The sequence below is a fragment of the Pseudomonas sp. 05N433 genome (assembly GCF_056396925.1).
This window is the reverse complement of the sequence record NZ_JBFTML010000008.1, coordinates 106529-132625: the sequence shown is the minus strand read 5'-3', so window position 1 is coordinate 132625 and position 26097 is coordinate 106529. Positions and strand designations below refer to the sequence as shown.

The window sequence follows — 26097 nt, the reverse complement described above, 5'->3', positions numbered from 1 at the left end:
CTGCTGCGCAACCCAACGGGGGCAAGCCCCCTCACCACAAGAAGAACTATTGCCTGAGCAGTAGCATCCAGACCTGAGTTTTTTATCGAATCGAGGATTTTGAAATGTCCACACTGATACGTCCGGCCCTGAGCCTGCTGGTGCTGATGACCCTGATCACCGGCGTCGCTTACCCCTTGGTGGTGACCGGCGTTGCCCAGGTTGCCTTCCCGGACCAGGCCAATGGCAGCCTGGTGCGCGACGCCGACGGCAAGGTCCGTGGCTCGTCGCTGATTGCCCAGGATTTTGTCGGCGACGCCTGGTTCCACCCACGGCCATCGGCCGGTGCCTTTGCCACTGTGTCGAGCAGCGCCAGCAACCTTTCGCCGAGTAATCCGGCGCTGGCCACTCGGGTGATCGAGGAGGCCAATAAGCTGCAGGTGGCCGGGCAGGGACCGGTGCCGTTGGCCATGCTGACCACCTCCGGCAGCGGCCTCGATCCGCACTTGCCACCAGAGTCGATTACCTATCAACTGGCGCGTGTCGCGGCAGCGCGCAATCTGCCGGTGTCTACGCTTGAACAACTGCTGGATGCGCACATCGAGCGGCCGTTGGTGGGGCCGCCGGTGGTGAATGTGTTTGAGTTGAATGCGGCGCTGGAAAAGTTGTAAAGGTTGGAAGGTTGGAAGGATCGTTCCCTCGCTCTGCGTGGGAATGCATCTATGGACGCTCTGCGTCCGCTTCGACTGGGACGCGGAGCGTCCCTGGCTGCATTCCCACGCAGAGCATGGGAACGATCAACAAAGTGAACAAGGCAATGACAGATGAGTGACTCCGGCCGCGCCGACGCGCTGTTAGCAGACCTGCCCCGCGATGGCCGCGGCCGGCTCAAGGTGTTCCTGGGCGCCGCTCCGGGGGTCGGCAAGACCTACGCCATGCTCCAGGCCGCCCACACTCAACTGCGCCAAGGCGTGAAAGTCCTGGCCGGGGTGGTTGAAACCCATGGCCGCGCCGAAACCGAAGCACTCCTCGCCGGTTTACCGCAGCAGCCGTTGGTGCGCTCGGAATACCGTGGCGTAATGCTCGAAGAAATGGACCTCGATGGCTTGCTCGCCGCCAAACCGAAACTGGTGCTGGTCGACGAACTGGCCCACACCAATGCCCCCGGCAGCCGTCACACCAAACGCTGGCAAGACATCCAGGAATTGCTGGCTGCCGGCATTGACGTGTTCACCACGGTCAACGTCCAGCATCTGGAAAGCCTCAACGACCAGGTGCGCGGCATCACCGGCGTACAGGTGCGTGAAACCCTGCCGGACTGGGTGTTGCAAGAAGCCTACGAACTGCTGCTGATCGACCTGCCGCCGCGCGAGTTGCTGGAGCGTCTGCGCGACGGCAAAGTCTACGTGCCGGAGCAGGCGCGGGCGGCCATCGATGCGTTCTTCACCCAGACCAACCTCACCGCCCTGCGCGAACTGGCGATGCAAACCGCCGCCGCTCAGGTCGATAACGATTTGGCGCAGGGGTATCGCCAGTTGGGGCAAGCGGCGCCAGCGGTGCGTGGTCGCTTGCTGGTGGGCGTCGATGGCGATGCGCAGGCCGAGCGTCTGGTGCGTCACGCCAGTCGCGTCGCCCAGCGGCGGCATCTGCCGTGGAGCCTGGTGCATGTGGACAACGGCCGGGTGCGTGACGAACAGTCGCGCCTGCGCCTGCAAAGTGCCCAGCAACTGGCCGAACGCCTCGGTGGCGAAGTGGTGTTGCTGCGCGCCGGTGAGGTGGCGAAAACCCTGATCCAGCACGCCGCCGAACGTCGTGCCAGCCTGGTGCTGGTGGGCCAGTCACGCCAGCGTTTGCGTCGACGGTTGTTCGGCGGCGGTCTGGCGTCGCGCTTGCTGCGCGATGCTCGCGGGCTGGAAATCAACGTGCTCGACAGCGATCACGAACAGCATCAGCCACGTCAGCGTTCGGTGCAGTCGCTGGTGTGGTTCGATTACGCCTTGGCGCTGGTGGCGACGGTGCTCGCCAGTGCCCTGGCCTGGGCGGTGTCGAGCGTCTTGCCGCTGCCCAACATTTCGTTGGTGTTCCTTGCGGCGGTGTTGCTGGTGGCGGTGCGCAGCAGTCTTGGCCCGGCGCTGGCCTGTGCGGCGCTGTCGTTTCTGACTTATGACTTTCTGTTCATTCCACCGAAATTTTCATTTGCCATCCAGCGCGAAGAAGACGTGCTGACCTTGCTGTTCTTCCTGCTGATGGCGGCCCTGACCGGTAACCTTGCCGCGCGGCAACGGCGGCAACTGGAAGCCTTGCGCGACACTCAGGAAGAGACCAGCGAACTGCTCGACCTGTCGCGCAAACTCACCGCCGCCACCGACCGTCAGGCCGTGGTCAGCGCTGCGGCCCAGCATCTCAACGGCTGGAGCGACCTGAAACTGTGCCTGCTCAATCGTGATGGCCAGAGCGGCTGGAAAGTCGAAACCGGTGGGCCGCTGGAGTTTTCCGAGGCCGAGCGCGCCGCCGCCGATTGGGCCTGGCAACACGATCAACCGGCAGGCGCGGGCACCGGCACCTTACCGTTCGGACGTTGGTGGTGGTGGCCATTGTCGGTGGACGACGGGCCGCTGGCATTGCTCGGCGTGTGTGCCAAAGAAGGCCAGACCCTGAGTGGCCAGCGTCGGCGCTTGCTGACCGCGCTGAGCCAACCGTTGGCCCAGGCGTTGGCCCGGGCGCAACTGGCCGATGACCTTGAGGCCGCGCGCTTGCATGGCGAAACCGAACAGTTGCGCAGCGCGCTGCTGGCGTCGGTGTCCCACGATTTGCGCACGCCGTTGACCTCCATGCGCGGCAGCATCGACAGCCTGTTGGCACTGGGCGAGGCGATTCCGCTTGCGGACCGTCGCGAACTGCTCGAAGGCACCCGCGATGAAGCCGAACGGCTGGATCGCTACATCCAAAACCTGCTGGACATGACTCGCCTCGGTCACGGCGCCCTGAAGCTGGCGCGGGACTGGGTATCGCCGGCAGACATCGTCGGCAGTGCACTCAATCGTCTGCGCGCGGTGCTGGCGTCGTTGCACGTCGTGACCGAAGTGCCGGCCGAACTGCCGCTGCTCTATGTGCATGCCGCGTTGATCGAGCAAGCACTGGTCAATGTGCTGGAAAACGCCGCGCGTTTCTCACCGCCCCACGGACGTCTTGAATTGCGCGCCGGCGCCACTGACAGCGAGCTGTTTTTTTCGGTGAGCGATGAGGGGCCGGGGATTCCGGAAGAGGAACGGGCGAAGGTTTTCGACATGTTCTACACCGCTGCTCGTGGCGATCGCGGCGGGCAGGGTACGGGGTTGGGGCTGGCGATCTGTCAGGGTATGGTCGGTGCCCATGGCGGGCGGATCAGCGTCGCCGACGGCATCGAAGGGCGCGGCACCTGCATCACGCTGCACTTGCCGTTGCAGACTCAGCCGGGATTGGACAGTGAAGCCTGATCCCGCCTGCGCTACTCTCTTGCCACCTCTTTGTGTTGATGTGAATTCATGAGCCAGACCGCGACCATTTTGGTCATTGACGACGAACCGCAGATCCGTAAATTCCTGCGCATCAGCCTCGCCTCCCAAGGCTACAAAGTGCTGGAGGCCGGCACCGGCACGGAAGGCCTGGCCCAGGCCGCATTGAACAAACCCGACCTGCTGGTGCTCGACCTCGGCCTGCCGGACATGGACGGCCAGCAGGTATTGCGCGAGTTTCGCGAGTGGTCGACGGTGCCGGTACTGGTGCTCTCGGTGCGCGCGAGTGAAGGACAGAAAGTCCAGGCGCTGGATGGCGGCGCCAACGACTACGTGACCAAGCCGTTCGGCATCCAGGAGTTTCTCGCCAGGGTGCGCGCCTTGCTGCGTCAGGCGCCAACGGGTGAGGCCCAGGAAGCGGCGCTCAATTTCGGTCCGCTCACTGTCGACCTGGCTTATCGCCGGGTGCTATTGGACGGCGCCGAAGTGGCGCTGACGCGCAAGGAGTATGCGGTGCTGGCGCAACTGGCGCGGCATCCGGGGCGGGTGATCACCCAGCAGCAATTGCTCAAGGACATCTGGGGCCCGACCCACACCGAGGACAGCCACTATCTGCGGATCGTAGTCGGGCATTTGCGGCAGAAACTGGCGGATGATCCGACTCAGCCGCGGTTCATCGTCACCGAGGCGGGGGTGGGGTATCGGTTGTTGAGTGAAGTCAGCCTTTAGTTCTGTTGATCGCTCCCATGCTCTGCGTGGGAACGATCGTCAGTACGCTTTACCGCCAATCTTCATTGCGCTCACTCTCATACCGATCCAGCGTATCCCGGGCAATCTCCCGCCCCAGCGCGATCAACTCCGGCGCCTTGTAGAACTCGAAAAAACGGCACACCCGCTTGGGCACGTTGATCAGGATATCCGGTGGATACCCGGCAATCTTGTACTGCGCCAATGAGGTCTGCATTACCTCGAAACTCTGGTTGATCAGGTCCAGCAAAGATGCCGGCCCGACGTTGTCGATGATGAACGACCCGGTGGCGGATTTCGGTGCGCCGTCGCTTTCCGGGGCCGCCGCCGGTTGCTGGGCTTCGGGCTGGGCGGATTCGATCCACGGGTTGATCTCGGCCGCTTCTGCCATCAGCGCTTCCTTTTCGAGAAGCAGCAATTGCTCCGCCTGTTTGCGGCGGAAAGGCAATTTCGAGCCCAGCGAGCTGATCAGGCTGTCGAAGCGAGTCTTGAATGCCGCCGGGCGCTGGATCACCGGCAGTTGATAGTGACGCTGGTTGGTGGAGTTGAGGTTGACCGCGATGATCAGGTCGCAATGGCTCGACACCACCGGCACGATCGGCAACGGGTTGAGGATGCCGCCGTCCACCAGCATTCGATTGCCCTGCATCACGGGGGTGAACAGGCTGGGGATCGCCGCCGACGCACGCATGGCCTGGTGCAGACAACCTTCCTGGAACCAGATTTCCTGCTGGTTTGTGAGGTCCGTGGCCACGGCTGTGTAGGGGATGCGCAGGTCTTCGATATTGATCTCGCCGACGATCTTGCGGATCTGCCCGAAGACCTTCTCCCCGCGAATCGCGCCCAGGCGGAAGCTGACATCCACCAGACGCAACACGTCGAGGTAATCCAGGCTCTCGATCCAGTCGCGATAATCATCGAGTTTGCCGGCGGCATAGATCCCGCCGACCACCGCGCCCATGGAGCAACCGGCGATGCAGGCAATGTCATAGCCACGCCGTTCGATCTCTTCAATGACGCCGATATGGGCGTAGCCCCGGGCACCGCCCGAGCCCAACACCAGTGCGACACGCTTTTTCATGAATCGACCTCTTTGACAAGGTTCAACAATGCACCCAACGAGGGGCACGCTTCAATCGCTATGGTCGTTCGACGGGAGCTGGCGTCGTTTTTTGACACTCAACGAAGGCGAGTCGGTATCCTCGCGAGCGCTATAGTTTCCACTGCGGGTCCAAGGCACTTTTCGCGCGCCAGAGCGGTCTTACCTGCACGACTGTCTACTATCTTTGAGGTGTGAGTGATGAAAGCCTGGATTTGTGTGCCTTTGATTGCGTTGGCGCTTGCCGGTTGTGCCGGTAAAACCGCTTACCGTGACAGCTGCGGTAGCCAGATCGACGCTGCCTGGCACGAACTGGATCTGGCCAAGGCCGAGGGTTTCGCCGGGACTGTCAGCTACTCCAAGGCGCTGTCGTTGCTGACCGGTGCCAAGACCCAGCAACAATTCGAAGCTTACGAAGGTTGTACCAGGAAGGCCGAGAAGGCCCGCTTCTACATTCGTGAGTCCCGCGCCGGCCGTTGAGGCATGATGGAGCGTACTCAGGGTAATTCGATTCAGGGAGTACGCGATGTCTGCCGTGGTTGATCGGTTGGTGGCTCAAGTATTGGGCCTGGAAGTCCGTTTGCTGGCCTGTCAGGCTCGCTTGAGTGCCCGCACCGATCCCGAAGCGCTGCACGATCTGCGCACCACCGTGCGCAGATTGCGCAGCCTGCTGCGACCCTTGCGCGGTTTGCCCGGGGTAGAACAACTGGAAGCAGCGTCGTCCCGGGTCGGCCAACTGACCACACCGTTGCGTGATCGTGAAGTGCTGGCAGCGTACTTGCTCCAGCACAATCAACCCGAGGCCGCGCACCGGCGCATGGCGCGGATGGCTGAGGCTTATCCCGCCGTGGCGATGAGCCCGGAGCTGACCCAGTTGTTGATGATCCTCGACGCCTTTCCGCGGTTCCTGCGGGCCTCCCAACGCCAGGGTTTGCTCAAGGGCTTGCGCCAGCGCATCGAAAAACGCCTGGCCAAACAATGGAAGAAACTCGACCAGGCCCTGCACGATCCCGCCCATGACCGCCATCGTCTGCGCCTGCTGATCAAGCGTGCGCGTTATGGCATCGAAGCTTATCCCGAACTGGATCGTTTGCCGGAAGCGGCCATGCCCAGGCTGAAGTCGGCTCAGGCTGCCTTGGGGGATTGGCACGACAGCTGGCAATGGCTGGCCCGCGCCAAGGAAGAGCCTGATTTGCAGCCATGTGTCGAAATCTGGAAAACCACCATGGCCCAGGCCGAAGAGCGCGCCGACCGTGTTCTCGACAAACTCAGCAGAGCCTGTTTCAAATCCTGAAACCACCACGAATCCCCACGAATCCAATGTGGGTTCCAGCCGAGCACGGCCCATCTGTCAGTAATTTTGGCCGGAATAAGCGCTGTGCCGGCCTTGCGGGCTGGTTAAGATCGCTCCATCCATTTCCCAGTCTCTGAGGTTTCCATGCGCTTTTCCGATCTGCTCGACGCTGTTCGCAGCCAGCCGCAGGAAGTGTCTATTCCACCTGAGTGGGGCCAGGGGCGGGCGAGTTTTGGTGGTCTGATCGCCGCCTTGCAATACGAAGCCATGCGCGCAAAAGTCCCGGCGGATCGTCCGGTGCGCTCGCTGGCAATCACCTTTGTTGGCCCGGTCGAGCCCGATGTACCGGTCAGTTTTGAAGTCGACGTATTGCGCGAAGGCAAAGCCGTCAGCCAGGTGCTGGGCCGGGCGATGCAGAAGGGGCAAGTGGTGACATTGGTCCAGGGCAGCTTCGGCGCTTCGCGAACTTCCGAAGTGGTGGTCGCGGCCAACCCGGCTCCTGAGATGAAGCATTGGGACGACTGTCAGGAACTGCCGTACATCAAGGGCGTGACCCCGGAATTCATGCGCTACCTGGCCATGCGCTGGAGTATCGGTGGCATGCCGTTCACTGGTAACAAATCGCGGGACATGGGTGGTTGGGTACGCTTGCGCGGGGATGGGGAGGGCGAGTCGGTCAGCGAAGCCCATATCCTGGCGCTGGTCGACGCCTGGCCGCCGTCCTTGTTGTCGCATCTGAAGAAACCGGCGGCAGGCAGCACGCTCACCTGGACCATCGAATTCGTCCAGCCGTTGCTGGCGCTGAGTACGCTGGACTGGTGCAAGTACCTGGTGGACATCGAACATGCCGCCGACGGCTACGGGCACGCCGCCGCCAATCTCTGGAGCGAAGACGGTCAGTTGATCGCCATGAGTCGGCAGACCGTCACGATTTTCGCCTGATCAGCGATGGCGACGGTGGCGTTCGCGCCAGGCGCGCCACCAGCCGCCACTGAAGAAAAACCGGGGGAAGGTCAGGAACTGCTCGACCAGCAAGCGTGATACTGCGTCTTTGCGATCACTGAACGGCTCGGAGGCTTGCGCCTCCAGGCTATGACCGTGACGCTGCAGGCCCAAGGCGGCAATCAGGCCGATGACGCCAATTGCGAAGCTTGCCAGATCCAGGCTGAACACCCCCGAGACCATCAGCAAAAACGCCACGATGAACAGCGGCACGGCAATCAGGTGCAACACCAGATTGGTCGGGTGCTGGTGATTGTGCGGGTACAGGCGCCATTGCCAGGCGGGAAGGTTGGGATGACGTTTGCCCATGATGCTTATCCTTGGTTCGTTGAGGCTCATGAACAAAGAATAGGTCGGGCGAAAGACGTCGGCGAATCAAGGCTGGCTATCGGCGCGATAGGGGTCATGGTCGATATTCATGTTGACTGCCTTCGCGGGCCCTTAAAGCTTGAGCTGCCCGATGGCCTTGCTCAATTCCCCGGCCAACATCGCCAATTCATTGCTGGTAATCGCCGAGTTCACGGTCTGCTTCACGGTGTTCTCGGTCACGTCGCGAATGCTCACCACGGCCCGATTCATCTCCTCCGCCACATGACTCTGCTGCTCGGCCGCCACCGCGATCTGCGTATTGCTTTCACGCATTTGCGCCACCGCTCCGGTGATTTCAGCCAGGGCCACACTGGCTTCCTGGGCCTGTTGCATGCAGTCGTCCGCCTTGTACGAACTTTCCTGCATGAAATCCACCGCGTCCCGAGTCCCGGCCTGCAGCGCTGAAACCATGGTGGTGATCTCGTCGGTGGACGTCTGGACCCGTTTGGCCAGGTTGCGCACTTCATCGGCGACTACCGCAAACCCTCGGCCCATTTCACCGGCCCGGGCCGCTTCGATGGCCGCGTTCAGGGCCAGCAGGTTGGTTTGTTCAGCGATGCTGTGAATCACGTTGACCACGCCGTTGATCTTCTGGCTGTCCTCGGCCAGGCGCTGAATCATCTCGGCGGTTTGCTGCACGCCGGTGGACAATCCGCCAATCGATTTTTGCACCCGAGTCACCACTTCCTGACCGCTGCCAGCCAGGGTGTCGGCGGTTTGCGAGAGGTCGCGGGTGGCGCCGGCATGTTGGGCAATGTGATGGACCGTGGCGGTCATTTCGTTGATCGCCGTGGCGGCCTGATCGGTTTCGCTTTGCTGGCCGAGCATGCCGTGACGCACTTCATTCATGCTCGCGGCCAGTCGCGCGGCGCCGACGTCCAGTTGCCGGGCGGTGCTGGCGACAGTGTTGACCACCCGCTGGTAGCCGGCTTGCATGGCATTGAAGGCGTTGGCCATCTGCCCGACTTCGTCCTTGCAGGCCAGGGGCACACGGGCCGACAGGTCACCGGTTTTCTCGACGTGGAGCATCACGTCTTTCAAGGTGTTGAGCTGGCTGAGCAGGAAGCGGATCAACAGTTGCGACGCGCCGAGCATCGCCAGCATCAGGATGAACACCGCTACCGCGTAGTGAGTGAAGCGCTCGCCGAACACCTGGCTCAGGCTCGGGCTGTAGGCAACAACCGCGACCTGTTGACCGTCGGGACGAGCGAACACCTCGGCACCCATCAACGGATTTTCCCCGAACAGCGGCATGGCATTGATTTGGACCCAACCGAGGGTATCGGTCAGTTCCAGAAGTGGTTGCCCGTTCAGTAAAGGCGCCTGCCCACGATTGAAGGTCAGCAGGTTGTCGGCCTTGGGCAGCGGCTGCCCGGCAGGCCAGGCATTGAGCAATCGTGCCTGGGCCTGGGCCGATACTTGCGCGGCGTGACTGCGGGCCTGTTGTTCGAGCTGCACGGCGTACAGCACCAGCAACAGGGTGGTGACAAAGGCGACGGCGTTGACTGCCCAGAATTTGTATTTCAGCGAGATATTGCTAAGCCAGGCACCCATGGAGGTCTTCTCTGATAGCGGAAACAGTTTTGGCAAGGTGCCATTATTGTGCCGCTACTCAGTGCGTCGAATCTTGATATGGGTCAATGACCGCCACGGTTCTCAAGTGGTTACTGGGGGATCGAGGGCAACCCGAAAAACGCCCGGGCGCTGGCGGTGCTGTGGGCGGCGAGATCTTCCATGCTTTCCCCGCGATGCAACGCCACTTCACGCAACACTTCAGTCAGATACGCCGGCTCGTTGCGACCGTTCTTCGGCTTGGGGCGCAAGCTGCGGGGCAGCAGATACGGCGCGTCGCTCTCCAGCATCAAGCGCCCGCGTTTAATCTCCTTGACCAACGGATGCAGGTGCGTGCCCCGGCGTTCGTCGCAGATCCAGCCAGTGATGCCGATGTGCAAGTCCAGATCGAGATAGCTGAACAGCGCCTTCTTTTCTCCGGTGAAGCAGTGCACCACGGCAGCCGGCAATTGATCGCGGTAATCGTGCAGGATCTCCAGCAGTCGTTGACTGGCGTCGCGCTCATGCAGGAACACCGGCAGTTGCAGTTCGACCGCCATTGCCAGATGTTCTTCTAGGACTTTTTCCTGTTGCGGGCGGGGCGAGAAATCACGATTGAAATCGAGGCCGCATTCACCCACGGCCACTACGTTCGGCTCCTTGAGCAAGCTGCGCAGACGCTGGGCGCTGTCGGCGTTCCAGTCGCTGGCCGAGTGCGGGTGAATGCCGGCGGTGGCGAACAGTCGTTGAGCGCTTTCGTCCAGTTGCCGGCACAGTTCCAGCGCCTGTTCGCTGCCCTCGACGCTGGTCCCGGTAAGCACCAGTTGGCAGACCCCGGCAGCGTAGGCTCGGTCGAGTACAGCCTGGTGTTTGTCGGCAAAACTGGGGTTGGTCAGGTTGACGCCGATATCGATGAGTTGCATGGTGCTACCTCGGACCAAAGGCCGGAAAGCATATCAGAGCTGTAGATTTATAAGAAAAACCAAGAACTACAACGAGTTAAAGCTGTCTGTTGAGGCCGCGAGGCAGGTCGGGGTTGGTAGATTTGCCATCACTGTGCCACTCTCTCGCACTTTATCAGCGCTTCAAGCGCTCTGTTTCTGTTGCCCGATGTCATGAAATCTCTCATGAGGTTGGCCAGTATTCTTTCCGGAGAGTGGATGACACGTCCCTCGGTTTTGTTACTGCTGTGTTGTTCGTTGCTGCTGCCGATGCCGGCGGTTGCGCGTCTGGCCGGGCCGTTGCAAGCCGTACCGGCAGCCAAGGTCCGCGACCTGGCGGAGATTCGCAGTAGCCGTGTGCTGCGGGTGCTGGTCAACCAGAGCCGCAACAGCTCCGGCGAAGTTCAGGGCCAGGCCATCGGCGTCGAATACCACCGCCTGCGGGCTTTCGAGCAATACCTTAATGGCCACGCCCGTGACGGCCAGGAAATCACCCTCAAGATCATTCCCAAAGCCAAGGATCAACTGCTCGGCGCGTTGCAGCGCGGGGAGGGCGATCTGGTCGCGCCGGGGGAATTGCTTGATCCGCAATCGGGGCACGCGGTCAGCACCAGTGAGCCGATTGCCAGCGACGTGCCGTTACTGCTGGTGGGGATCAAAGGCGAACGGCGTTACACCCACCTTGAACAACTCTCGGGTAAAACCCTCGCGCTGCCCACCGGTAGTGCTGCCGGGGATGCGGTCAGCCAGATCAATCAGAAGCTCGCGCTGCACAAACTGCCCCCGGTGAAGATCGAGTGGGTCGACCCAAGCCTGGCCGTCGAGGACGTACTGGAAATGGTCCAGGGCGGGATCTTCCATCTGACCATCGTCGAGCAACCGATCGCCGAGCGCTGGGGCAAGATCCTGCCCAAGTTGCGCTTCGATCGACAGGTCCTCATCCGTGAGCCGGGCGAGGAATACTGGTTCGTACGCCGCGACGCCTCGATGCTGCGGGCGAGCATCGACCGTTTCCTGACCACCTACAAGCAACCGTCGGACCAGGATGCGGCGTTCCTGCGGATCTACCGGCGCCTGTATCAAGTGCACTATCCCTTGGCCAAGGCCGATCGTCAGCGCCTGGAAAAACTTCGACCGGTGCTGCAAAAACACGCTCAAGCCCAGGACATGGACTGGCTGAACCTGGCAGCGCTGGCCTTCAAGGAATCGGCGTTGCAACCCTCCGCCAGAAATGGCGGTGGCCCCACCGGCCTTATGCAAATAACACCTTCGGCCGCCCAACGGGTTGGCGTCAGTGACATTCAGAATCTCGATGCCAATGTGCAGGCCAGCGCCAAGTACCTGGCGATGATCCGCCGCAAATTCTTTGCCAGCCCCAAACTCAACGAGCGCGAACGGATGGCGTTCGTGCTGGCGGCCTACAACATGGGACCGGAGCGGGTCCAGGGCATGCGGGCCGAGGCTCGGCGGCGCGGCCTGAATCCTAATCAGTGGTTTTTCCAGGTTGAGCGCATCGCCATGGAGCAGGTGGGAATGGGGGCTGTCAGCTATGTTAATAGCGTGAACAAGTATTACCTGGCGTTCGATCGGGAGCGGGAATCGTTGGAGCCTCAGGGGCAGAAAGTTGCCTTACGTAAATGATCGACTAATCTGATTGTTATGGTGCGTTTTTTGCGCTTTTAACATGAGATAAACCGATTAATATGGCGACCAACCAACACACTCTCACAATGGATGACACAGCATGAGCACACTGATCAACAAGGTACTGTCTACCCGCGCTGGCTACGGCCTGACGATTCTGCGGATTTTCGTCGGCATCATCTTCGCGGCCCACGGCTCACAGAAACTCTTCGGGGCATTCGGCGGCTACGGCATTGCCGGCACCGCGCAGTACATGGAAAGCATTGGATTGGCGCCCGGTCACCTGATGGCAATCCTGGCTGGTGGTACTGAATTCTTCGGCGGTCTGGCGCTGATCATCGGCCTGCTGGCACGTCCGGCGGCGTTGGGGCTGACCTTCCTCTCGCTGGTTGCGATTTTCTCGGTGCACATCAGCAACGGTCTGTTCATGGCCAACAACGGTTATGAATTCGCCCTGGCCTTGCTCGGTGGCAGCCTCGCAGTGCTGATCGAAGGCGCAGGCAAGCTCTCGGTCGACCGCGCCATCTCCGACTGACCGCTCTGACTCGACAAAAAGGCCCGCGCAGTGTGATGCACTGTGCGGGCCTTTTTTTGTTGCTGGCGATTCTTGACACTGTCCGGTCAGCTTCTCTAGGATGCTGCTCATGCGCCGATTTAAACAGCTACTTGCGGGGCGCCAGGTGACTCATTCAGTTGCCGATAGAAGCTTGAAACAGGCTTCGAAATACCGCTAAAGCGCTGGTTCGGTGTTGCCTCTCACCTGCCATGCAGACTTTTGAGGCAGAGACACGACACAATGAATGCATTGAACCCCGTTGTACGCCCCGCGCCGATTACGGCACATCTCACCCAGCGCAATCCAAAAATCCTGCTTGGCGGTAAACATCAGCCGACGCTGTTGCGTTACCTCGATGGCTGGCCACGTCGCACCGGCGGTCCGGCAGCATTCCTGATCCAGTTTGTCGAAGATGGCGAGTCGCTGGAGCGCTTCGCGACTGACAGTTTCGATCTGGCGGTGATTCAGGCACCCAGCGCCGAGGACGCGCCTGAAGTGATCAGGCAACTGACCCGCGTCGCGCGCCAAGGGCTGATTGCCCGCTGCTGAGGCTCAGGGTTCTACGGCTTAGAGCACCGTGGCTCAAAAATAGTCGATTGCCACGATATACACGCACTGCTCACCGGTTGGTGTCTGCACTCGCACTTCGGCGTCCAGTGCCTTGCCGATCAAGGCGCGGGCCAGCGGTGAGTCGATGCTGATCAGGCCTAGCTTCAGGTCCAGCTCATCCGGGCCGACGATGCGATAGCGCGACTCTTTGCCGTCCTCGTCTTCGATCGTGACCCAGGCGCCAAAGTAGACCTTGTTCGGATCGCTGGGCTTTTCACTGACCACCTTGAGCGCTTCCAACCGTTTGGTGAGAAAGCGCACACGGCTATCGATCTCGCGCAGCATCTTTTTGCCGTAGGTGTATTCGGCGTTTTCCGAGCGATCGCCCTGGGCCGCCGCCTCGCTGACCGATTGCGTCACTTGCGGTCGGCGCACATGCCAGAGCTCATGAAACTCGGCGCGCATCCGCGCTTCACCTTCGGGGGTGATCAGCGCGGTGCCGGCGGTGCGGGGAGGGCGATAACGGCTCATGGCGACTTCTTGTGGTTGAGTTCTTGAATCGGGTTTTTAAACAAGCGTACTTGAGTTTATCAACCCTCGCGCAAGACTGTCAGCGGGCTGGCGTTCAAGGCGCGGCGCGTGCCGAATACACCGGCACCGCCGATCAGCGCCGCGCCGATCAGCGGCATGACCAGCAGCCATGGATGCGGATGCCAGGGCAGATCGAAGGCGTAGCGGTAGAGCACCAGGCTCACCAGTTCCGAGCCCAATGCCGCCAACAGCCCGCTGACCGCGCCGAGCAAACCGAACTCGATTCGCCGGGCCCTGACCAGCAACTGCCGTTCGGCGCCCAGCGCTCGCAGCAACGCGCCTTGGCGAATACGTTCATCGAGGGTGGCCTGCAAGCCGGAGAACAATACCGCCATCCCCGCCGCCAACACGAACAACAGCACGTACTCCACTGCCAGGGTCACTTGCGCGAGAATGCTGCGTAACTGCTCCAGCAACGCTTCGACTTGCAGGATGGTCACCGCTGGAAAACTGCGGGACAGGTCGACGATCTGCTGGTCGTGACCGGGTGCCAGATAGAAACTGGTCAGGTAGGTCGCCGGCAAATCCTTCAAGGTGCCGGGTTGGAAGATCATGAAAAAGTTCGGCTGGAAGTTGTCCCAGTTGATCTCCCGCAGGCTGGTGACTTTCGCCTCCCGATTGACCCCGCCAACGCTAAACACCATGTGATCGCCGAGCTTGAGCTTGAGGCTTTCGGCAACTTTGCCTTCCACCGAAACACCGGGTAGTTCATCCGCCGGTTGCTGATCCCACCAGTTGCCGGCGGTGAGCTTGTTGCCCGCCGGCAGGTCCGCCGCCCAGGTCAGGCTCAGGTCGCGTTGAATGGCCCGGTCACCGGCCGAGTCCTTGCTGACGATCTCCTGCACCGGTTTGCCATTGATGCTGATCAGCCGTCCCGGCACCACCGGGTACAGCGGTGCCGATTGTGCTGACAGCTCCATCAACCGATCGCTGAAGGCTTGTTTGTCCGCCGGCAGAATGTTCAGGGCGAAATAGTTCGGGGCATTTTTCGGCAACTGGTTTTGCCAGGTGTCGAGCAGCTCGCCACGCAGCAAAGCGATCAGCGCCATCGACAGCAGAATTAAGCCGAAGGCCAGGGATTGACCCGCCGCCGCCAGTGGATGGCGCAACAGTTGGCCCAACCCCAGACGCCATGGCAATGAGGCGCGGGCCAGCATCCGGCGCAGGCTCTTGAGCAGCAGCAAGAGCAAACCGCCAAGCACCAGTGCCGCGATCACGCCGCCGCCGAGTAGGGCGAAAGTCAGCACCAGGTCCAGGCTCAAACGCCACATGATCAGGCCGAGGGCGCCCAACGCCGCGCCATAGACCATCCAAGTGCTGGAGGGAATCGGTAGCAAGTCCCGGCGCAATACCCGCAGCGGTGGGACTCGCCCCAAAGCGGCCAACGGCGGCAGGGCGAAACCGGCCAGCGCGACCAGCCCGGTGCCGATCCCCGCAATGGCCGGCAACAGGCCTCCCGGTGGAACGTCAGTCGGCAGTAAATCATGCAGCAGCGCAAACAGCCCGAGCTGCGCCAGCCACCCAAGCAGGGCGCCGCTGATGCTGGCGAGCAGTCCGAGAACCGTCAGTTGCAGACTGAACAGCACCATGGTTTCCCGGCGGGACAGGCCCAGACAGCGCAGCAATGCACTGGCATCGAATCGGCGGGTGGCGAAGCGTGTCGCCGACAACGCCACCGCCACGCCGGACAGCAGCACCGCTACCAGGCTGGCCATGTTCAAGTAACGTTCGGCCTTGCCCAAGGCACCGCCGATCTGCCGATTGCCATCGCGGGCATCCTGGATGCGCTGGTTGGCGGCCAGGCCTGGCTTGATCAATTGACGATAGGTTTCCAGCGCCTGGGCGTTGCCGCGCCAGAGTTCGCGGTAACTGACCCGGCTGCCGGGTTGCACCACGCCGGTCGCCTCGAGGTCGCTGAGATTGATCAGCACCCGTGGCGTCAGGCTGTAGAAGTTGCCGGCGCGATCCGGTTCGTAGGTCAGCACCCGCGCCAGTTTCAGGGTTTTCATGCCGACATCGATGCTGTCGCCGATCTTCAAGTCCAGCGCAGTCAGCAGTCGCGCTTCAACCCAGGCTTCGCCGGGTTTCGGACCGCCCCCGGGCGCTTCCTGCGCGAACGGCGCGGGGGCGCTTTTCAGTTCGCCGCGCAACGGGTAGACGTCATCGGCGGCTTTGATGCTGGACAGCTGAATACCGTTGTCGGTGGCAATGACACTGGAAAATTCCACCACCTGAGCATGTTCAAGGCCCAGCTCGATGCCACTGTTGATCTGTTCCGGCCGCGCCGGCGAACTGCCTTCCAGCAACAGGTCGGCGCCGAGAAACTCGGTGGCGCGCAGCATCATGGCGCCGTTCAGGCGGGCGCCGAAGTAACCGATGGCGGTACTCGCCGCCACGGCCACCAGCAAGGCGAAGAACAACACGCGCAACTCACCGGCGCGGGCATCGCGCAGCAGTTGGCGAATGGCGAGACTGAACAGGCGCAACAGCGGCAGGCGTGCCATCAAGGCTCCAGAGGGGCGACCAGCAGGCCGGCTTCAAGGCGGATCAGGCGCCGGCAGCGATGTGCCAGGCGTTCGTCATGAGTTACCAGCACCAGGGTGGTGCCGCGTTCCTTGTTGAGTTCGAATAGCAGATCGCTGATGCGCTCGCCAGTGTGGCTGTCGAGGTTGCCGGTGGGCTCATCGGCGAACAACACATCGGGCTCGGCGGCGAAGGCACGGGCAATCGCCACACGCTGCTGTTCGCCACCGGAGAGCTGGCGCGGCGAGTGGGTCAGGCGTTGACCCAGGCCGACCCGTTGCAACAGCTCGGTGGCGCGCTCACGGGCGTCTTTGCGGCCATCGAGTTCCAGCGGCAGCATGACGTTTTCCAGGGCGTTGAGGCTGTCGAGCAGTTGAAAGGATTGGAAGACAAACCCCACGTGCTCGGCGCGAATGCGCGCGCGCTGGTCTTCGTCGAGATTGCTCAGGCCTTGGCCGGCGAGAGTGACTTCGCCGCTGCTCGGCAGGTCGAGGCCGGCAAGCAGACCGAGGAGGGTGGATTTGCCGGAACCGGAGGCGCCGACAATGGCCAGGCTATCGCCCTTGTTCAGTTCCAGGCTGAGTTCGTGCAGGATAGTCAGTTCACCTTCCGCGCTGGGAACCACTTTGCTGAGGTTCTTCGCGGTGAGAATGCTTGCGCCCATGGAGAATCCGATGCGTGTGTGGTTTTTGAGTGCTGGCCTGGCCTTGATGTGCATGGCCCAGAACGCAGCGGCGGGTACAGTCCTGATCGTTGGCGATAGTATCAGCGCCGGTTTCGGCCTGGATACCCGGTTGGGGTGGGTGTCGTTGCTCGAGCAACGGCTCAAGCACGAAGGTTTCGACGATAAGGTGGTCAATGCATCCATCAGTGGCGACACCAGTGCCGGAGGCCGGGCACGCCTGCCGGCGCTGCTTGCAGAGCATAAGCCTGAGCTGGTTATCCTCGAGTTGGGGGGCAATGACGGACTGCGTGGAATGCTGCCAACACAATTGCAACAAAATCTTGCATCGATGATCGACAGCTCCCGCGCCAGTGGTGCCAAGGTACTGCTGCTGGGCATGCAGTTGCCGCCCAACTACGGTGCGCGTTACACCCAGGCATTTGCCGAGGCTTTCACCAAGGTGGCCGACGAGAAAAAAATCCCGTTGGTGCCGTTTTTTCTCGACGGCGTGGGCGGTCATCCAGACCTGATGCAATCCGACGGCCTGCACCCGGCGGCGGGGGCTCAGGGCAAGTTGCTGGAAAATGTCTGGCCGACACTGAAACCGCTGCTTTGACGCTTTTCTAGCGGCGGCGTTTCGGCTAAGGTGGCGCCCCCGATTTGGAGGCCCCGATGCCGCGTCCCGCCTGGTCCCTTTTTGCCTATCAACTGATCGAGCCTGACGAACAGCTGGATCTGTTCGCCTGCCAGGAAGTGCGGGTGCATCTGGTGACCCGTCAGCTGGAACTGGGCGGCTCGGCGGACCGAACCCTGTGCGGCAGCCTGTTGCCGGCGCAACCACGCTGGTCGAGCGTCGATCGCACGGTCTTCCAGGACCAGCGCCTGTGCTCGCTGTGCCGGGCCATTCTGGAATCGCAAAAACGCGGCACTTCGCCGATCTGGCCTGAGTTGCGGTTCGAGCTGTAGCTCCCTTGCCACAGGAAAGCTTCCACCACAGGTAATCCCCCTCGCCGCAGGTCTTGCATCTCCCCGAAATAACGGGCGGCGGTGTACAATCGGGTTTTTATACCCTTGTCGATCATGCGAAGGATTTTCCGGATGTTGCCGCGCTTTCCCGCCGTCACCCGCTGCCTGTCTCTTGCTGCGCTCTGCGTGGCGGGTCCCGTTGCAGCATTGGAGTTGCCCCTGCCACCACCCGGTGAAGACATTGTCGGCCAGGTGCAAGTGATCAAGGCCAAATACGAAGACACCTTCGCCGACCTTGGCACCACCTACGACCTGGGCTATTTGGAAATGGTCGCGGCCAACCCTGGCGTCGATCCATGGCTGCCGGGCGCCGGTACCGAAATCGTCCTGCCGACGCGCTTCATCCTGCCACCTGGCCCGCGTGAAGGCATCGTCATCAATCTGGCTGAATACCGCCTCTACTACTACCCGAAAGGCCGGAACGTGGTGTACACCTTCCCGCTGGGTATCGGCCGTGAAGGCTGGGGTTCGCCGATTGCCCACACCAGCATCGTCGCCAAGACGCCGAACCCGACCTGGACCCCTCCAGCGTCGATCAAGGCTGAGCACGCCGCCGATGGCGACCCACTGCCGAACGTAGTGCCGGCCGGCCCGGATAACCCGCTGGGGCCATTCAAATTCACCCTGGGCACTCCGGGGTACCTTATCCACGGTTCGAACAAGAAGTTCGGCATTGGCATGCGTACCAGCCACGGTTGCTTCCGCATGTTCAACAACAACGTGCTGGAAATGGCCAGCATGGTGCCGGTAGGGACGTCGGTACGCATCCTCAACGATCCGTACAAGTTCGGCCTCAGTGGCGGCAAGGTTTATCTGGAAGCGCACACGCCGCTGGATGACAAAGGCAACCCTTCGGTGGTCGACAAGCACACCGCCGTGATCAATGCGATGCTCAAGCGTGAGGACATCACCAACAACTTGCGCATGAACTGGGATGTAGTGCGCGACGTGGTCGCCGCTGAGGATGGCCTGCCGGTGGAAATCGCCGTGCCGAATACGTCGGCACCGATGGTCTCGAGTGCGCCGATCGACCTGCAGCAGTAACGCGTTAAAGCAACCCGCCGATGCAGGCCGCATCGGCGGGTTTTTTATGGCCTGCAGAAACCTCAGGCAATAAAAAAGCCGACCCAAAAAATGGATCGGCTTGATAACAATCCCGAAGGATTATTACTTGCGGCTAGCTTTTTCCAGCATGCGCAGAGCACGCTCGTTAGCTTCGTCAGCAGTCTGTTGTGCTTTTTGAGCAGCAGCCAGAGCTTCATCAGCTTTACGGTAAGCTTCGTCTGCACGAGCTTGGGAGCGAGCTGCTGCGTCTTCAGTAGCAGTCAGACGTGCTTCAGTTTCTTTCGATACGCTGCTGCAACCGGTAGCCAGAACTGCGGCCAGAGCCAGAGCAGAGAATTTCAGAACGTTGTTCATCGTGTTCCCCTTCAAGGACTTTCTATTAAGTAGCTGTCTCCTCAGAGTGAGGAAATAGCCGGCGTACATACTACCCATTACTTGTAGTAAGTAAACTGACGTAGCGCAAGAAGCAAAAAAAATTGTAGGCGTTGATTCTTTTTCGAGCAACTTTTAACTGCGTTGTATAAAAAATATCCAGCTACGAGGCCCGAACTGAGCGAGCCGTTGGGAAAAAGTTCCCTGGCCCGGCGGCTGTTTTTTGGTCTTGCCCAAAGTCCGTCTAGATGGGTTTGTCTACACTTGTGTTCGAATTTTGCGCAGCCGCTCGCATATCTTTATCCATGTTGAGGTGACTTAAACAAAGGGCGCTCGTCTTAAGTCTCAATATCCGGCAATGTTCAGGCTTTGACCCGTTCGGTCGAGCCGTTCCTGCGTAATCCGCGGCAACACCCGCCACCCGATGCACAATGACGAGCGTCCCTTGAGCATTTTTGCCAATGGTGCCTACTATTTGATACGTGCTCGGTTGCGCGAGATTGGTGCGGCTCTCTCGGTGTCCATTCAGGCACGGGGTGGCGTAGTTGTTCCTTCGCCGGAAAAACATCGGTAAGGTAGGGGTCAGAATTAAAGACCCGCGAGGAGTAGTGATGAGCGAGGCGTTGTCCATCCACCATGACCAGGCTGGTCATCAGTTCGAGACCACTGTGGACGGTTATCGTGCCTACCTGACCTATATGGATCTGGGAAAACAGACCCTGGATATTTATCGCACTTTTGTGCCCAACGCGTTGCGTGGTCGCGGCATTGCGGCGGCTTTGACCGAGCAGGCGCTGCAATACGCTGATGAAATGGGCTACACGGTGATTCCATCGTGCTCCTACGTGGAGCGCTACATGGAGCGTCATCAGCGGCATGCTGCCAAGCTGTGAGCAAAACCAACGCATAAAAAAACGCCAGGTTCAAACCTGGCGTTTTTTTATGCGCGAAACGGCGATCAGCTGCGATTGCGTTTAGGCAACACGTCCTTGAGCTTGGCATGCATGCTGCGCAAGGTGTTTTCAGTGGCAGTCCAATCGATACAGGCATCGGTGATCGACACGCCGTATTGCAGGTCGGCGAGGTCTTTCGGGATTGCCTGGCAGCCCCAGTTCAAGTGGCTCTCGACCATCAGACCGATGATTGACTGGTTGCCTTCGAGGATCTGGTTGGCGACGTTCTCCATCACCAGCGGTTGCAGGGCCGGATCCTTGTTGGAGTTGGCGTGGCTGCAATCGACCATGATGTTCGGCTTGATGTTGGCCTTTTTCAGTGCTTGCTCGCAGAGCGCGACGCTGACCGAATCGTAGTTCGGCTTGCCGTTGCCACCGCGCAGTACCACGTGACCATAGGCGTTGCCCTTGGTGGTAACGATCGATACGCCACCTTCCTGGTTGATGCCCAGGAAACGGTGCGGGCTGGAAACCGATTGCAGGGCGTTGATGGCCACCGTCAGGCCGCCATCGGTGCCGTTCTTGAAGCCGACGGCCGAAGACAGGCCGGAAGCCATTTCACGGTGCGTCTGGGATTCGGTGGTGCGTGCGCCGATCGCCGACCAGCTGATCAGGTCCTGCAAGTATTGCGGGGAGATCGGGTCGAGGGCTTCGGTTGCGGTCGGCAGGCCCATCTCGGCCAGGTCCAGCAGCAACTGACGACCGATGTGCAGGCCATCCTGAATCTTGAACGAGTCGTCCAGGTACGGATCGTTGATCAGGCCTTTCCAGCCAACGGTGGTGCGTGGCTTCTCGAAATACACGCGCATGACCAGATACAGGGTATCGGACACTTCGGCCGCGAGCACTTTCAGGCGCTCGGCGTATTCGTGGGCAGCCTTGATGTCATGGATCGAGCACGGCCCGATCACGACGAACAGGCGGTGGTCGGTGCCATCAAGAATGTTGCGAATGACTTCGCGGCCCTTGGTGACGGTGCGCAGGGCAGCGTCGCTCAGAGGGATATCACGCTTGAGCTGATCGGGAGTGATCAGGGTCTCGTTGGAGGCGACGTTTAGGTCGTTGATCGGTAAATCAGCCATCGTTTACTCGTCAGGTCACGGGTGCCGGCCGCCAGCGAACCCGCGCGGCGGAGCACAGCAAATTAAGCGCGTCGGGGAGCAGAACCTTAGCGCGTTACACCGTGGCTCGACAATGGGCAGACACCGGTTTAATGGGCATTCCCCATCAGTTTCCCCCATCGTGGCGGGGAAACTGATGGGGAATGCACCCTAACCGGCCATTGGCTGCGCAAATGCCTTGCTGACTGTATCGTGGGAGAACTCGTCGGCGTGCTGCTGGACCCATTCGAGGGCCAGGGTCTCATTGTTCTGCTGTTGGCTTTGGGGTTCATGCTGACGGCAGTAACGTTCGATCTGGCAGATCTGCTCACCCATCCGAGCGCAAAACAGCGTCTGTTCGTCGACGAAGGCGATCCCCACCAGATAGCCGCGTTTGCGTCGCAAACACCACGCCACATAACCCAGGAAACGCAAGTCCGGGTTCAGGGTCGGCATGCGTATTTCCAGCGCCGTACCGTGGCGCCACGCGCGGTGGTAATTGCAAGCCATGCCGCCGAGGCTGATAGTGTGCAGCTCTTGCCGCGAAATACACTCATGTTTGAGCAACGTTAATTCGACGGGCACATCGTCAGGATGAGGAAGATAACGTCTCATGAACACGGACTCCCTGTGTCGGCCACTTGACACTGTTTCTCCCAGTATAGTGGTCGAATCGGAACTGACCGATTTCGACGCCGACCAACGGTTGCTGGCAATGAGCGGCATTTCACTGGTGATTTTTACCAGCGTCGGCTGTGCCAGTTGCCGTTTTGCCCGCGAGCAGTTGCCCAGGCTCGAACTGGCGGTCGATCGGCTGTGCTGGATCGATGCCGGAAGCAATGGCGGGGTGGTTGAGCGTTATCGGGTCTTTCATTTGCCGGCACTGTTTGTGGTGCGCGACGGTGAGTATTTCGGGGCGCTACAGTCGCGCCTGACCCGCACAGCGCTCAACGAGGCTGTGGAGCAGGCGTTGAATCGACCAGCAGAGGAGCTGCCATGACAGGCACAGTGGCCAAGCCGACAATCGGCATTATCGGTACCGGCGCGATCGGTGGTTTCTACGGGCTGATGCTGGCGCGTGCCGGCTTCGATGTGCATTTTCTGTTGCGCAGCGAGTTTTCAGCGGTGGCCGAACGCGGCTTGCATCTTGACCATGCGTCGTTGGGCCCGCTGACCCTGAACCCGGTCCAGGCCTATTCGTCGGCTGCCGACATGCCGCCCTGTGACTGGCTGCTGGTGGGCGCCAAGACCACCAGCAACGCGGACCTGGCACCGGCCATTATTCAAGCCGCGGCACCTGATGCCAAAGTGCTGTTGCTGCAAAATGGCCTGGACGTCGAAGACCATCTGCGCGAGTTGCTCCCCGATTCGCTGCACCTGCTGGGCGGGCTTTGTCTGATCTGCGTCCATCGCGCCGGCCCCGGGGTCATCACCCATCAAGCGCTGGGGGCGGTGAATGTCGGCTACCACAGTGGCCCCGCCGCCGATGCACAGGTACGCATGAACATCGTCGAGGAGGGCGCCGGATTGTTCCGCACGGCCGGTATCGACGCCCAGGCCATGCCGAATCTGCAGCAGGCGCGCTGGCAGAAACTGGTCTGGAATATTCCCTACAACGGTCTGTCGGTGCTGCTCGGGGCCAGCACCACACCGTTGATGGCGGATGCCGACAGCCGCGCGCTGATTCAGGCCTTGATGGCCGAAGTGGTTCAGGGGGCCAAGGCTTGCGGTCATGACATGCCGCCGGGTTACGCCGATTATCTGTTCATGATGACCGAGAAAATGCCCGACTACTGGCCGAGCATGCATCACGATTTTCTGCACAAGCGGCCGCTGGAACTGGACGCCATCTACACTCGGCCACTGGCAGCGGCGAAGGCTGCGGGATGTGAGTTGCCGCGAATCGAGGCCTTGTATCGCAGCTTGAGTTTTATCGACCGACGTAACCACTGAGTCGGTCAAGAAGGGGGAAGGGCATGGCAAATGTCATAGACGACAAACTGGTGCTGGCGATTTCTTCGCGAGCGCTGTTCGACTTGAGCGAGAGCCACAAGGTCTATCTGTCGAGCGGCGTCGAGGCTTATCGGCAGTACCAGATCGAACACGAAGACGAAATTCTCGAGCCCGGCGATGCATTCCCGTTGGTGGAAAAACTCCTGAACCTGAATACCCGTCTCGGCCGTGCCCGGGTCGAGGTGATCCTTGTGTCGCGTAACAGCGCCGACACCGGCCTGCGGGTTTTCAACTCGATTCATCACTATGGCCTGTCGATCTCGCGTGCGGCGTTCGTCGGCGGGCGCAGTCCTTATCCGTACCTCAAGGCTTTTGGTTGCGACCTGTTTCTCTCGACCCATGCCGAAGATGTGCGCAATGCGCTGGAGGCCGGATTCGCCGCAGCGACTATTCTATCGGGCGGTGCCAGTCGCGCCGCCAGCGATGAATTGCGCATTGCCTTCGACGGTGACGCGGTGCTGTTTTCCGACGAGTCGGAGCGGGTCTATCAGTCGGGAGGCCTGGCGGCGTTTCAGGCCAGCGAGCGTGAGGCGGCCCGCGAGCCTTTGCGTGGCGGGCCGTTCAAAGGTTTCCTCGCGGCGCTCAATCTGTTGCAGCGCGAGTTTCCCGATGATGCCTGTCCGATCCGTACCGCGCTGGTGACCGCGCGATCGGCGCCGGCCCATGAACGGGTGATCCGTACCTTGCGCGAATGGGACATTCGTCTGGACGAATCGCTGTTTCTTGGCGGCCTGACCAAATCAGCTTTTCTCGAAGCCTTTGCCGCCGACGTATTTTTCGACGATCAGGCAGGCCATTGCGAACTGGCCCGCGAAGTGGTCGCCACCGGGCACGTGCCCCATGGCATCAGTAACGAGCCGTCGGTTTAAAGCCCGGCGGTTCAATACGTTGCGCCGGGCGCCGCACTCGCCACGGCACTGCTAAGCTGAATCAATCTCCGCCATGTTGGCATTTGAGGAGGTCATATGATTCGTTCGATGCTGTATGCCACTGACTTGGGTCTGTACGCACCATTGGTGATGCAGCATGCCTTGGAACTGGCTCGAACATTCAATGCCGACTTGTATGTGGTGCACGCGGTAGAGCCCATGGGGCTGTTTGCCGAATCCGTGTTGCAAAGCTATCTCGACGAGAAGGCCTTGAACGAATTTCACAGTCAAGGTCTGAACAATGTGATCGCCAATATTCAGCAACGGGTGCTCGACAACTTTCGCGAAGAGCTGGGGGATGAAGGAGAGCAGGATTTGCAGCGGATTCAGGCTGTGCGGGTGCTGCAGGGCGATCCGTCGCAGGTGATTCTCGACCAGGCGCAGAAACTCTCTGTCGATTTACTGATCGTAGGGAGTCACAGCCATGGTGCTGGCGCGGAAACGCCGTTGGGTCGAACCGCTGCGCGCGTGTTGCAACTGGCCAGGGTGCCGGTCTATTTGGTGCCGCTGGTAGAGCGTCGCCGCAAAGAGGATCGCTAGAACACGAATAATGGCATTTTGACAAAAAAGTTCTAGATTTATTGGTCTAACCATTAATATAGTTATATACCGTCGCTGATGCCCGTGGCGTCTACCTGCTTTGAGGGATTCATATGAAGCTTCAACAATTGCGCTACATCTGGGAAGTGGCGCACCACGACCTCAACGTTTCTGCTACAGCCCAAAGCCTCTACACCTCGCAACCGGGCATCAGCAAACAGATTCGTCTGCTGGAAGACGAATTGGGGGTCGAGGTTTTCGCCCGCAGCGGCAAGCATCTGACCCGCGTTACCCCGGCTGGCGAGCGCATCATCACCACCGCCGGTGAGATCCTGCGCAAAGTTGAAAGCATCAAACAGATCGCCCAGGAATTCTCCAACGAGAAAAAAGGCACCCTGTCGATCGCCACCACCCACACCCAGGCGCGTTATGCATTGCCACCGGTGATCAGCAATTTCATCAAGCAATACCCGGATGTTGCCCTGCACATGCACCAGGGTTCGCCGATGCAGATCGCCGAGATGGCTGCGGACGGCACCGTCGATTTCGCCATCGCCACCGAAGCCCTGGAGCTGTTCGGTGATCTGGTGATGATGCCGTGCTATCGCTGGAACCGCTGCGTGGTCGTGCCTCAGGGCCACCCGCTGACCAAGCTGTCGAAGCTGACCCTCGAAGCCCTGGCCGAATACCCGATCGTGACGTACGTATTCGGTTTCACCGGCCGTTCGAAACTCGACGAAGCCTTCAGTCACCGTGGCCTGACACCGAAAGTGGTGTTCACCGCCGCTGACGCCGACGTGATCAAGACGTACGTTCGCCTGGGGCTGGGTGTGGGCATCGTGGCGAAAATGGCGGTCGATACCAAGCTCGATAGCGACCTGGTGGTGCTCGATGCCAGCGAGTTGTTCGAATCCAGTATTACCAAAATCGGTTTCCGTCGCGGCACTTTCCTGCGTGGCTTCATGTGCGACTTCATCGAGAAGTTCGCTCCGCACCTGACCCGCGAAGTGATGGCCAAGGCCATTCAGTGCCACAACAAACAGGAACTGGAAGAGCTGTTCGACGGCGTCGAACTGCCGGTCCATTAAGCGTCAAC

28 protein-coding genes are annotated in these 26097 nt (G+C 60.6%); 18 read left to right on the top strand and 10 right to left on the bottom strand.

Going from position 1 to position 26097, the window contains the following annotated elements; translation table 11 throughout:
* Nucleotides 1-104 precede the first annotated feature (104 nt).
* From kdpC to AC1DIS_RS05510, 3 genes are all read left to right on the top strand, one after another.
* Complete coding sequence (kdpC, locus tag AC1DIS_RS05520; RefSeq protein ID WP_064616700.1) at nucleotides 105-650, top strand: potassium-transporting ATPase subunit KdpC; 546 nt, start codon at nucleotides 105-107, stop codon at nucleotides 648-650.
* Between the two features lie 153 nt (nucleotides 651-803).
* Nucleotides 804-3455 carry a sensor histidine kinase gene (locus AC1DIS_RS05515; RefSeq protein ID WP_064616702.1) on the top strand — a complete coding sequence of 884 codons (2652 nt, stop codon included), beginning with the start codon at nucleotides 804-806 and terminating at the stop codon, nucleotides 3453-3455.
* A 48-nt stretch (nucleotides 3456-3503) separates the two neighbouring features.
* Nucleotides 3504-4202: a response regulator gene (locus AC1DIS_RS05510; RefSeq protein ID WP_064616704.1), complete on the top strand. Its 699-nt coding sequence runs from the start codon at nucleotides 3504-3506 to the stop codon at nucleotides 4200-4202.
* Between the two features lie 49 nt (nucleotides 4203-4251).
* Here the strand turns inward: AC1DIS_RS05510 and AC1DIS_RS05505 are convergent, their stop codons facing one another.
* A complete protein-coding gene (locus tag AC1DIS_RS05505; protein WP_018929812.1) occupies nucleotides 4252-5301 on the bottom strand; it encodes a patatin-like phospholipase family protein in 1050 nt (349 codons plus the stop codon).
* 219 nt (nucleotides 5302-5520) lie between these two features.
* Between AC1DIS_RS05505 and AC1DIS_RS05500 the strand changes: the two genes are divergently transcribed.
* From AC1DIS_RS05500 to AC1DIS_RS05490, 3 genes are all read left to right on the top strand, one after another.
* A complete protein-coding gene (locus AC1DIS_RS05500) occupies nucleotides 5521-5799 on the top strand; it encodes a hypothetical protein (RefSeq protein WP_111454876.1) in 279 nt (92 codons plus the stop codon).
* 46 nt (nucleotides 5800-5845) lie between these two features.
* Nucleotides 5846-6613 carry a CHAD domain-containing protein gene (locus AC1DIS_RS05495; RefSeq protein ID WP_477743448.1) on the top strand — a complete coding sequence of 256 codons (768 nt, stop codon included), beginning with the start codon at nucleotides 5846-5848 and terminating at the stop codon, nucleotides 6611-6613.
* A 144-nt stretch (nucleotides 6614-6757) separates the two neighbouring features.
* Nucleotides 6758-7555, top strand: a complete 798-nt coding sequence (locus AC1DIS_RS05490) for an acyl-CoA thioesterase (protein WP_018929809.1) — start codon at nucleotides 6758-6760, stop codon at nucleotides 7553-7555.
* On the opposite strand, the gene AC1DIS_RS05485 is transcribed toward AC1DIS_RS05490, so the two are convergent.
* From AC1DIS_RS05485 to AC1DIS_RS05475, 3 genes are all read right to left on the bottom strand, one after another.
* Nucleotides 7556-7924: an Mpo1-like protein gene (locus AC1DIS_RS05485; RefSeq protein WP_019582554.1), complete on the bottom strand. Its 369-nt coding sequence runs from the start codon at nucleotides 7922-7924 to the stop codon at nucleotides 7556-7558.
* A gap of 132 nt (nucleotides 7925-8056) precedes the next feature.
* Nucleotides 8057-9538, bottom strand: a complete 1482-nt coding sequence (locus AC1DIS_RS05480; RefSeq protein ID WP_192350967.1) for a methyl-accepting chemotaxis protein — start codon at nucleotides 9536-9538, stop codon at nucleotides 8057-8059.
* Between the two features lie 110 nt (nucleotides 9539-9648).
* Nucleotides 9649-10458 (bottom strand): TatD family hydrolase, encoded by an 810-nt coding sequence (locus AC1DIS_RS05475; protein ID WP_018929806.1) that lies wholly within the window; start codon nucleotides 10456-10458, stop codon nucleotides 9649-9651.
* A gap of 237 nt (nucleotides 10459-10695) precedes the next feature.
* Here AC1DIS_RS05475 and AC1DIS_RS05470 point away from each other — a divergent pair, with 237 nt between their 5' ends.
* From AC1DIS_RS05470 to AC1DIS_RS05460, 3 genes are all read left to right on the top strand, one after another.
* Nucleotides 10696-12117, top strand: coding sequence for an MltF family protein (locus tag AC1DIS_RS05470; protein ID WP_018929805.1), 1422 nt, complete (start codon nucleotides 10696-10698; stop codon nucleotides 12115-12117).
* A gap of 103 nt (nucleotides 12118-12220) precedes the next feature.
* A complete protein-coding gene (locus tag AC1DIS_RS05465; protein ID WP_086944660.1) occupies nucleotides 12221-12655 on the top strand; it encodes a DoxX family protein in 435 nt (144 codons plus the stop codon).
* A 261-nt stretch (nucleotides 12656-12916) separates the two neighbouring features.
* Nucleotides 12917-13225, top strand: coding sequence for a hypothetical protein (locus AC1DIS_RS05460; RefSeq protein ID WP_007939981.1), 309 nt, complete (start codon nucleotides 12917-12919; stop codon nucleotides 13223-13225).
* A gap of 33 nt (nucleotides 13226-13258) precedes the next feature.
* On the opposite strand, the gene greB is transcribed toward AC1DIS_RS05460, so the two are convergent.
* The 3 genes from greB to AC1DIS_RS05445 are packed head-to-tail and all read right to left on the bottom strand — an operon-like array spanning nucleotide 13259 to nucleotide 17003.
* Nucleotides 13259-13756 (bottom strand): transcription elongation factor GreB, encoded by a 498-nt coding sequence (greB, locus tag AC1DIS_RS05455; protein ID WP_018929803.1) that lies wholly within the window; start codon nucleotides 13754-13756, stop codon nucleotides 13259-13261.
* A gap of 59 nt (nucleotides 13757-13815) precedes the next feature.
* Nucleotides 13816-16320 carry an ABC transporter permease gene (locus AC1DIS_RS05450; RefSeq protein WP_064616715.1) on the bottom strand — a complete coding sequence of 835 codons (2505 nt, stop codon included), beginning with the start codon at nucleotides 16318-16320 and terminating at the stop codon, nucleotides 13816-13818.
* Nucleotides 16320-17003: an ABC transporter ATP-binding protein gene (locus AC1DIS_RS05445; RefSeq protein WP_007939984.1), complete on the bottom strand. Its 684-nt coding sequence runs from the start codon at nucleotides 17001-17003 to the stop codon at nucleotides 16320-16322. The genes AC1DIS_RS05450 and AC1DIS_RS05445 overlap by 1 nt, the downstream gene beginning before the upstream one ends.
* 10 nt (nucleotides 17004-17013) lie before the next feature.
* Between AC1DIS_RS05445 and AC1DIS_RS05440 the strand changes: the two genes are divergently transcribed.
* The 3 genes from AC1DIS_RS05440 (at nucleotide 17014) to AC1DIS_RS05430 (ending at nucleotide 19073) form a co-directional block, all read left to right on the top strand.
* Nucleotides 17014-17619, top strand: a complete 606-nt coding sequence (locus AC1DIS_RS05440; RefSeq protein ID WP_018929801.1) for an arylesterase — start codon at nucleotides 17014-17016, stop codon at nucleotides 17617-17619.
* 56 nt (nucleotides 17620-17675) lie between these two features.
* A complete protein-coding gene (locus tag AC1DIS_RS05435; protein ID WP_007899882.1) occupies nucleotides 17676-17969 on the top strand; it encodes a hypothetical protein in 294 nt (97 codons plus the stop codon).
* Between the two features lie 132 nt (nucleotides 17970-18101).
* A complete protein-coding gene (locus tag AC1DIS_RS05430) occupies nucleotides 18102-19073 on the top strand; it encodes a L,D-transpeptidase family protein (RefSeq protein WP_018929800.1) in 972 nt (323 codons plus the stop codon).
* Nucleotides 19074-19196: 123 nt separating this feature from the next.
* On the opposite strand, the gene oprI is transcribed toward AC1DIS_RS05430, so the two are convergent.
* The gene (oprI, locus tag AC1DIS_RS05425) at nucleotides 19197-19448 is read right to left on the bottom strand and encodes an outer membrane lipoprotei OprI (protein ID WP_003172710.1); all 252 of its coding nucleotides are present in this window, start codon (nucleotides 19446-19448) and stop codon (nucleotides 19197-19199) included.
* 629 nt (nucleotides 19449-20077) lie between these two features.
* Between oprI and AC1DIS_RS05420 the strand changes: the two genes are divergently transcribed.
* Nucleotides 20078-20359 (top strand): GNAT family N-acetyltransferase, encoded by a 282-nt coding sequence (locus AC1DIS_RS05420; protein WP_007939987.1) that lies wholly within the window; start codon nucleotides 20078-20080, stop codon nucleotides 20357-20359.
* Nucleotides 20360-20424: 65 nt separating this feature from the next.
* Here AC1DIS_RS05420 and AC1DIS_RS05415 read toward each other — a convergent pair whose 3' ends face one another.
* Both AC1DIS_RS05415 and AC1DIS_RS05410 read right to left on the bottom strand, forming a co-directional pair.
* Complete coding sequence (locus AC1DIS_RS05415) at nucleotides 20425-21501, bottom strand: 3-deoxy-7-phosphoheptulonate synthase (protein WP_018929799.1); 1077 nt, start codon at nucleotides 21499-21501, stop codon at nucleotides 20425-20427.
* A 189-nt stretch (nucleotides 21502-21690) separates the two neighbouring features.
* Nucleotides 21691-22134: a PilZ domain-containing protein gene (locus AC1DIS_RS05410; protein WP_081625788.1), complete on the bottom strand. Its 444-nt coding sequence runs from the start codon at nucleotides 22132-22134 to the stop codon at nucleotides 21691-21693.
* On the opposite strand from AC1DIS_RS05410, the gene AC1DIS_RS05405 reads away from it, so the two are divergent.
* From AC1DIS_RS05405 to cysB, 5 genes are all read left to right on the top strand, one after another.
* On the top strand, nucleotides 22133-22519 hold the full coding sequence (locus tag AC1DIS_RS05405; protein ID WP_026286693.1) for a thioredoxin family protein: 387 nt from the start codon (nucleotides 22133-22135) through the stop codon (nucleotides 22517-22519). The two genes, AC1DIS_RS05410 and AC1DIS_RS05405, sit on opposite strands and share 2 nt — an antisense overlap.
* Complete coding sequence (locus AC1DIS_RS05400; protein WP_064616717.1) at nucleotides 22516-23472, top strand: putative 2-dehydropantoate 2-reductase; 957 nt, start codon at nucleotides 22516-22518, stop codon at nucleotides 23470-23472. The genes AC1DIS_RS05405 and AC1DIS_RS05400 overlap by 4 nt, the downstream gene beginning before the upstream one ends.
* Nucleotides 23473-23495: 23 nt before the next feature.
* Entirely contained in the window at nucleotides 23496-24401 is a 906-nt protein-coding gene (locus AC1DIS_RS05395; RefSeq protein WP_018929795.1) for a 5'-nucleotidase, read from the top strand.
* A gap of 96 nt (nucleotides 24402-24497) precedes the next feature.
* Nucleotides 24498-25001 carry a universal stress protein gene (locus AC1DIS_RS05390; RefSeq protein WP_007939995.1) on the top strand — a complete coding sequence of 168 codons (504 nt, stop codon included), beginning with the start codon at nucleotides 24498-24500 and terminating at the stop codon, nucleotides 24999-25001.
* A 113-nt stretch (nucleotides 25002-25114) separates the two neighbouring features.
* The gene (cysB, locus tag AC1DIS_RS05385) at nucleotides 25115-26089 is read left to right on the top strand and encodes an HTH-type transcriptional regulator CysB (protein WP_007899921.1); all 975 of its coding nucleotides are present in this window, start codon (nucleotides 25115-25117) and stop codon (nucleotides 26087-26089) included.
* The last annotated feature ends 8 nt before the right edge of the window (nucleotides 26090-26097 follow it).